General features: G+C 60.9%; 5 protein-coding genes and 1 pseudogene. 3 read left to right on the top strand and 3 right to left on the bottom strand.

Going from position 1 to position 7,236, the window contains the following annotated elements; translation table 11 throughout:
• Nucleotides 1–198, bottom strand: a pseudogene (locus A8711_RS32015) (hypothetical protein); the annotation flags it as partial.
• Between the two features lie 446 nt (nt 199–644).
• The gene (locus tag A8711_RS33170) at nt 645–992 is read right to left on the bottom strand and encodes a pentapeptide repeat-containing protein (RefSeq protein ID WP_083296988.1); all 348 of its coding nucleotides are present in this window, start codon (nt 990–992) and stop codon (nt 645–647) included.
• Between the two features lie 781 nt (nt 993–1,773).
• Here A8711_RS33170 and A8711_RS11390 point away from each other — a divergent pair.
• From A8711_RS11390 to A8711_RS31475, 3 genes are read left to right on the top strand one after another with little or no spacing between them, the layout of a single operon-like run.
• On the top strand, nt 1,774–3,828 hold the full coding sequence (locus tag A8711_RS11390; protein ID WP_069088175.1) for an ATP-binding protein: 2,055 nt from the start codon (nt 1,774–1,776) through the stop codon (nt 3,826–3,828).
• A gap of 2 nt (nt 3,829–3,830) precedes the next feature.
• The gene (locus tag A8711_RS32010) at nt 3,831–4,502 is read left to right on the top strand and encodes a hypothetical protein (RefSeq protein WP_124778920.1); all 672 of its coding nucleotides are present in this window, start codon (nt 3,831–3,833) and stop codon (nt 4,500–4,502) included.
• Nucleotides 4,487–5,584 (top strand): ComEC/Rec2 family competence protein, encoded by a 1,098-nt coding sequence (locus A8711_RS31475; protein ID WP_083296986.1) that lies wholly within the window; start codon nt 4,487–4,489, stop codon nt 5,582–5,584. Before A8711_RS32010 ends, A8711_RS31475 begins: the two co-directional genes overlap by 16 nt.
• Nucleotides 5,585–5,664: 80 nt before the next feature.
• Here A8711_RS31475 and A8711_RS11385 read toward each other — a convergent pair whose 3' ends face one another.
• Nucleotides 5,665–7,197, bottom strand: coding sequence for a class I SAM-dependent methyltransferase (locus A8711_RS11385; RefSeq protein WP_069088174.1), 1,533 nt, complete (start codon nt 7,195–7,197; stop codon nt 5,665–5,667).
• Between the last annotated feature and the right edge of the window lie 39 nt (nt 7,198–7,236).

The raw sequence follows: 7,236 nt of genomic DNA, 5'->3' as shown, positions 1-7,236 counted from the left end.
GGCGGCGATGGTGCCGCTGAGGCGGACCGGGCGAGCACAGCCGCCGGCGGGGCGGGTGTGCTCCAGCCAGCCGGAGAACTCCGGCGTAGCGGCGCGATGCAGGACCTGGGCGTCACGACCGGCGGCGAAGCCGGGGCGGTAGGTGGTGAAGATGGCTGTCTCCTCTTGCGGGGGTGGCAGGGACGGGAGACGAAGCACCACCAACCCGTGGACGCCTGTCCGCTGGTGGTGTTCGTCGTGTCTCCTGGCACCGCCGAGAGGGCGGCTAACGCCGGAGGGCGGAATCGTGGTGATGCCACTTCCCGCCGATGGGTCATGTCCTTTCACGCTCGTGGTTTTGGCATCGAGGCCGGCACGGGTGGGGAGGCTGGGATGTCGGCATCCGGCGGGTTGCCGCAGGCTGCCCCCACCCGTGGAGATCAGCGAATCCGGGCCATCGTGGACGGCATGCAAAGGCCGTCCTGGGCCGCTTAGCGGATTCGGGGGTCCGGCATGGCGGCCGGTGTGATCGAGAGTCGGCGGGGCGTGGCCCGCATCAGCGGCAGGAAGGCCGCTCGGCATCTCCAGAATCGAGTTCAGCGATCCGGCAGGAAGGCCGCGCTGGCGCGCTCGACGACGCCAGAGTAGCACCGCGTACCGACACGTCAACCCGAAGTAATGCCGGAGCCTGAGAGGTCATCCGGCCACCCGAGGACGCGCTCGGTGATTACGCCTCGCAGGGTGGCCCCGTCCCACCGGGCCCCGGTTACGTCTGTGCGTCCGTACTCCGGATCGTGTGTTCTCACGTAGGTGAACTGCGCGTACGAAAGATCCGCATCGCGCAGGTCGGCTCCCCGCAGATCGCAGCCAGCGAAGTGAGCACCTCGAAGAGAGGCGCCCCGAAGGTCGACGCCCCGGAAGTCGCAGAGCTTAAAGGAGTGCCTGTCCAGGGTGCGATGCCGAAGATTGCGACCCGCGAACGATTGTCTCGTCGCGCCGGGCAGGATGCTCATCCGCGAACCGTAGCCCGATCGCCCGTTGCCGAACCATCGGCTTTCTACGCGCTCACATGCGACCCATCAAGCGGTGCAGGCGCCGGCCGCCGGCGCCGGCCGCCGGCTTGTTGGGAGGACTTTCTGTACGTCTATCAAGGCGGCCCGCAACGGGCCGCACGCGCCGCCGCCTGGGCGCGCGCCAGCCGCTGCCGCTGTCGCTCTGCGGCCGTCACGCCGGATGCCCGGCGGCTGGCGCGGATGGCGGCAAGCCCAGAGGGCCGCCGCAGAACGACAGGCCGTTGACCGAAGATGTGGTGGGCCGGCAGCCGGCCGGGCCGCGCAGTCACGAGCCCGCGCGGCGCAGGGGAGCGCACGGCCGGCCGCGTCGGCGAGCTGGCGGCAGTCGCGGGGTTGCGGTTACTGCGCCTCCGGCGGGGGCGCTCAGGCTCCAGGATGGCCGGGACCGTCGGCGGGTCGCGGTCCGTGGGTGGTTGCGAGTAGGCCATCCCGCCTGCCATCGACCCGCGCAAGCCGAGCAGACCGCCGCCAGGAGGGCGGGTCGACGGCAGACAGTGATGGCTTCGCTCCGAGGGAGTGCTGGAACGGCCACGCTAGACGTTGCCGCGCGTACCGAAGGCACTCCCCATTGTGGTCCGTTGCCGGTAGCCTGAAGCTCCAGCGCACCAGGAGGTCTCTTGGATCACTCGACGGACCGAGCCCCGTGGAGCGCCTCCACCAATTCGCCGTGCTGCCTCCACATGCGACTCGATGCAAAGTCCCACCGAGAAGGGGACTTCAGATGAAGAGCGCTCCAATACGGTTTGCGACAGATATCCTTCGCCGGCTCGGTGAGGAACTTAACCCGAATATCGACCAAGGCATCCTTGAGCTAGTCAAGAACGCCTACGACGCAGACGCGGCCACCTGCACTGTCTATCTGAACTCTATAAGTCAGGCAGGCGGTTCAATCGAGATTCGCGACGACGGCGATGGCATGGAGTTGGACGACATCCTTCATGGCTGGCTAGTCCTCGGTAGATCTCGCAAGAGAACGGCCGCCCGGACGCGAAAGGGTCGCATCCCCGCAGGCAACAAGGGGCTCGGCCGGCTAGCCGCGCTTAGGCTCGGCCGCACGGTGGAAATGGTCACCAGGCCACGTCAGACGGATAACGAGTATGCAGTCGAGATCGACTGGCACGAGTTTGACAATGCAGCGCTGGTGGAAGATGTCAATGTATCCGTTGTATCGCGGCCCCGCTCCTCAAGAAAGGCCGGAACCACTGTCCGGATCACAGACCTCGGCGGCCCGATCGGAAGAATGGAAGTCAAGAGGCTTGCCAGATCCCTCATTTTGTTGGCGGACCCTTTTTCCGATGATCCCCGCGCTTTCCGGCCAGTGTTGCGCTCAAAGGAGTTCCAAGACCTCGCCGAACTCGTCGAGCGCCGCTATTTCGACGATGCCGAATATCATCTGGTAGCAAAACTGCGAGACGGGAAAGCATCCGCGGCGGTAGTTGATTGGCGGGGCAACGTCCTCTTCGAAGGGGACCACCAGGAGTTATCAATCCGCAGGGAGTCTCCAGCTTATAACGCCCCAAATGCTGATTTCGACTTGTGGGCCTTCATTCTAAATAGCCAAGCATTCTCCACCAGAAGCACAACCGTCCACGAGGTTCGCAGCTGGATTGATCAATTCGGTGGAGTCCATCTATACCTGAATGGACTCCGCGTCGGCTCCTACGGCAACGCCGGGAACGACTGGCTGGACATGAACCTCCGCCGCGTACAGAGCCCAGAAGAGCGCCCAAGCACCAACACCTCCATCGGTAGAGTGTCCGTAACAGACGTATCAGGGCGACTAGCTCAGAAGACGGACCGGTCAGGTTTTATCGAGGACCACACCTTCGAGGAGCTGCGCGCTTTTGCGCAGGATTCGCTCGAATGGATGGCGCGACGCCGGCTCGCAGCGGCGGAGGCGCGCCGGCGGCGGGAGCGGAAAACTACTCAGACTCGAACCCAGCGCTCAAGAGCAACCCTCAAGGAGCAGATTGAGCGGGCTCCAGCAGAACTCAAGACAGAGTTGAATATAGCGCTACAAAAGTACGACCGAGAGCGGCAACGAGAGACAGATGCACTCCGACGCGAGGTACAGCTTTACCGAACTCTTAGTACGGCCGGGATCACTGCGGCCACCTTCGCGCACGAGAGCGGGGGAAATCCCCTCAAGGTGATCGGGCAGTCTGTCAATGCAATTGAACGTCGCGCCAGGCGTGAATTGGGCGAAAAATATGACGTACTCGCGGATCCTGTCTCAAGTATTCGCAATGCTTGCTCCACCTTGGGAGTTTTGTCGACTGCAACGTTGCGACTAATTGATGCGGACAAGCGGCGACTCGGTCGGATCGATCTACACCAAGTGGTCCAACAAGTGCTGGCGACGTTCGCCCCCTTCCTCGATGATCGAGAGGTTGAGCTAGAGGTGGACCTCGCACCTGGCCAACCCTATATGCGAGGCACGGATGCTGCGATTGAGTCCATTCTCACCAATTTCCTGAACAATAGTCTCACCGCCTTCGAAAGTAGTACTGATCACGAGCGGAGGATGTTGGTACGGACCGAGGTTGTTGAGGACGTGTGGCACCTTACCGTTGCTGACAACGGCCCAGGTATCGAGGGCGTCAAAGTTCGCGACATTTGGTTGCCCGGACAGACATCTCGACCCAACGGCACGGGGCTTGGATTGACGATTGTCAGAGATGCAGTTTCGGACCTAGGTGGGACCGTCAACGCAGAGCCGAACGGCGTGTTGGGGGGAGCCTCCTTCGTGGTCGAGTTGCCGATACTGGGGGTCTAGGCGTGGCCGTTGAGTTATTGAGCAGGCAACTAAGTCGTGTGGCGATTGTCGATGACCAGCCGGAAAGCAGGAAGAGTTACAGCTACACGGTAGAAGACGCCGAGTTAGAGCCTGTCGCAGAAGATGGCCCACTTGGCTCATTGGACGACTATCTCCGCAGCCGACATATCAGCCAATACGCTGACGCGGCGTTGTGTGATTATAGGTTGGGCGGCCGCGCCTATGCTTCATTTTCTGGCGCACAGCTAGTAGCTCGTTGGTACAAAGAGAACTTTCCGGCCCTGCTCTGCACTCGTTGGGAGAAGGCTCAGATCGAACACATTCGGCCTTATCGCCGATGGATACCGGTCCTGATGACTCCGGACGAACTTACGGTAGATACGCTGATGGATGGCTTGAAAGAATGCTTGTTCGAGCTAAATGGCAACTTCCGTCCGCATCGGCGGCCGTGGCGTACACAGGTCCACTTCCTCTCCAAGGACGACGACCAGAGGAACACCTATTTCGCTGAGATCCCTGGCTGGGAACGGAACGACGTAATTCGAGTCTCGTTGACCGACCTGCCGCAGGAGGTGGCCACGATGGTTCGCGATGATTGGCGTTGTCATGCACGGGCCAATTTGGGAGCTGAATCTCCCGAAGAGTTGTACCTGTGTGATTGGGAGACGCGTTGAATTCCGATGGGCCCAAGTCCGTAGGATCCCTCACTATTATCGACGTCGGCCACGGTAGCTGCGCCGTTATTGCCGGGAAGGACAGCGCTGTTCTAGTCGACAGCGGCCCTAGCGCCTCGGTTTTGGAGTATCTGCTGGAGCAGGGGATCCGCATCATCGACACCGTGGTTTTGTCTCACGCGGACAGCGACCACATCAGGGGCCTGGTCGCATTGCTCGGGGCGGACGACTTTGAGGTTCGTCGGGTGCTCCTGAACACTGACTCCGCCAAGAGCAGCGAGATTTGGCAAAGCCTTGCTTACGAAGTGGACGATTGTAGACGCAGACATCAGCTCGATCTTCAGGTGCAGCTGCGTGAAGGAGATGAGATCTCGGTCGACATTCCAGGCGTCGAACTGTCGGTTCTGGCGCCGAGGGATCGGCTGGTGATGCTAGGGCCAGGAGCGCGGGATCATTTGGATCGCCGTCTTACCTCCAATTCGGTCAGCGCGGTAATATTGGTCAAGGTCGAGGACCGACGGCTCGCGTTAATAACGGGAGATCTTGACGAGATTGGTTTTGACCACCTCCGGGACACCAGGCAAGACCTCTCCGCAGAAATTCTTGTGTTTCCACATCACGGCGGTCTGTCAGGCAGCAACCCCGTCGACGCCGGGCTATTTGCTTATCAACTTGCACAAGCGGTTCGCCCTCGGCAGGTGGCTATCTCCCTTGGACGGGGCCGCTATCCCAATCCTCGGCCTGAAATCGTTGAAGGCATACGCACGGGGGCGGCGGAGGCCCGTGTTGCTTGTACTCAGCTATCCGGCGAGTGCTGTCCGAAGATTCCGAATGTAAGCGCCACGCATCTGTTACCTCTCTATGCTCGCGGCCGCCGTGACGGGGTTTGTTGCGCCGGCACCATGAGGGTTGACCTAGGACACGATGATGGCTTGCTGCCGAAAGCCGATGGGCACATGGATTACATCCGACAGGTCGCACCCGCCTCCGCGCTTTGTACCCGAGTTCTACCTCAGCAACGTGACGCCGGCAGTGCCAAGTACGCCGACAGTAAGGACGGACACGCGGGAAAGGGAGGTTGACGATGCAGAATCGGCCGCCAGCAGCTCCTACGCCAGCTTCTCGCAATGACCTTGGCTTGGCATCGCGGCCGATTTAGCCGTTATCTAGGGGCTGTACTTGAGCATTCAACCCAGGCGGTGGGAGTAGCAACCGCGACCAGGGCATCGATCTTCTCTTGTTCGGGTAGCGCCAAGGGCTGGCCGCTTCCAAGACTGCTCAAGGTCTCCTCGTTCGGGAATCGCATAGAGCGGAGATCCGTCGCATTCACCTGTGTGTGGCCGGAGAAAGTCCGGAAGGCGCGGTCAACGAAGGTACTGTTGAGCCAAAGGCTCAACCCTACTGCCAAGTCACGGCTCAGCCCTGCTCCGTCCGAGTGAATGACGTTGAGGTGGTTTTCGAACGCTATCGGCTTATTGCCGTTGAGCTTAGGATCCCATACTGCCGCCACCACTCTTTTTCGCTCCTCCTTAGCGGAAAATCGCTTCACGACGACGTAGCATCCGGACGGCAGCAGGAGCTTCTGCGCCCCTAAATCCTTCGGTAGAAAACCTTGCGGCTTGCGAATGCCTCTAGGCCATTCAACGATCCCGCTTCGGAGATTTCCGGGGTAGACAAGTGGAACGCAGTCAGAGCATGGATCATCGCGGAGGTACTGGGTCGAGCGAAAGTCAACGACTTTTCCAGTCGACACTCGCAGCTTAAGTTCGCTGAGGCGGCAGGGCAATTTGGCCATTGTTTGAGCAAGCGCTAGATCGGTTCCTGTCGAAGGAACCCGGATGAACTTCTCCGTGTCGCCAGGCAAAACAACCTGATCATAACGAACCCGCAGGCTTACTGGACTGTCGGCATGACCGTGGCTTGAAAGGATGGTGACGTCTGCCTCTGGGCCACCCCGGGTAGCGGAGAAGACGATGTTCTCTTGAAGCACCCCCGTGTCGGAGAACACCGTAGAGCGAGACTTGAAAAGGTGGATTCTGTTCAGGGTGAGGTGTTGGAGAATGAAATGCCGGAACTCGCTGAAGTGCGGGCCGTTGGTGAAAGATTGCGGAGTGATGGCAACAAGCTGGCCATTTGGGGCTAGCGCTTTTGCCGCGAGGGCGACGAAAGCTGCGTACAGATTGGGGCAATCGACCCCCAATTTGGCCAGGGCGATTCGGTGTTGTGAAGCCGCGGAGAGCTTGCGGTAAGGCGGGTTCATGATTACTAGGTCGAAGGGCTTAGAGAGGGATGGCACTAGTTGGCGCGACGCAATATCGACAAAGTCGCCTACGACGACCTTGGTCTTTACATGGCGTCCCAGTGATTTCGCCGTCTTGGCCGCGTCCTCAAGTGTCGCCCTCAGCTGGGCAACGACGGCTGAATCAATCTCCACGGCAACCACTTCTAGCCGCAGGTTCGGTGACTCCTCTAGCGCCCGCGAGACAAGAGCTGCGGTCAGGGAGCCAGAACCGGCCCCTGGGTCAAGGACCCGGAGCGTGCCGGCCGCCGGCAGCGTCGGCATGGAGGCGATGAGGGTGGCGGCGCCCTGCGGTGTGAAGAACTGTCCAAGCGCTGCTTGACGGCGAGGGTCGATCAAAGCCAACGCCTGGGTTCGGCGTGCCTCTGCACGTTCGGTTAGCTCGCCTGCAACCACGGCGGTAAGGGTATGTTATGTGTCCCTGCCACCGTGTCG

This window comes from Micromonospora sp. II (assembly GCF_001709195.1).
Classification (GTDB): domain Bacteria; phylum Actinomycetota; class Actinomycetes; order Mycobacteriales; family Micromonosporaceae; genus Micromonospora; species Micromonospora chalcea.
Note: the sequence above shows the minus strand (reverse complement) of the source record. Positions and strands in the feature narration are given on the sequence as shown.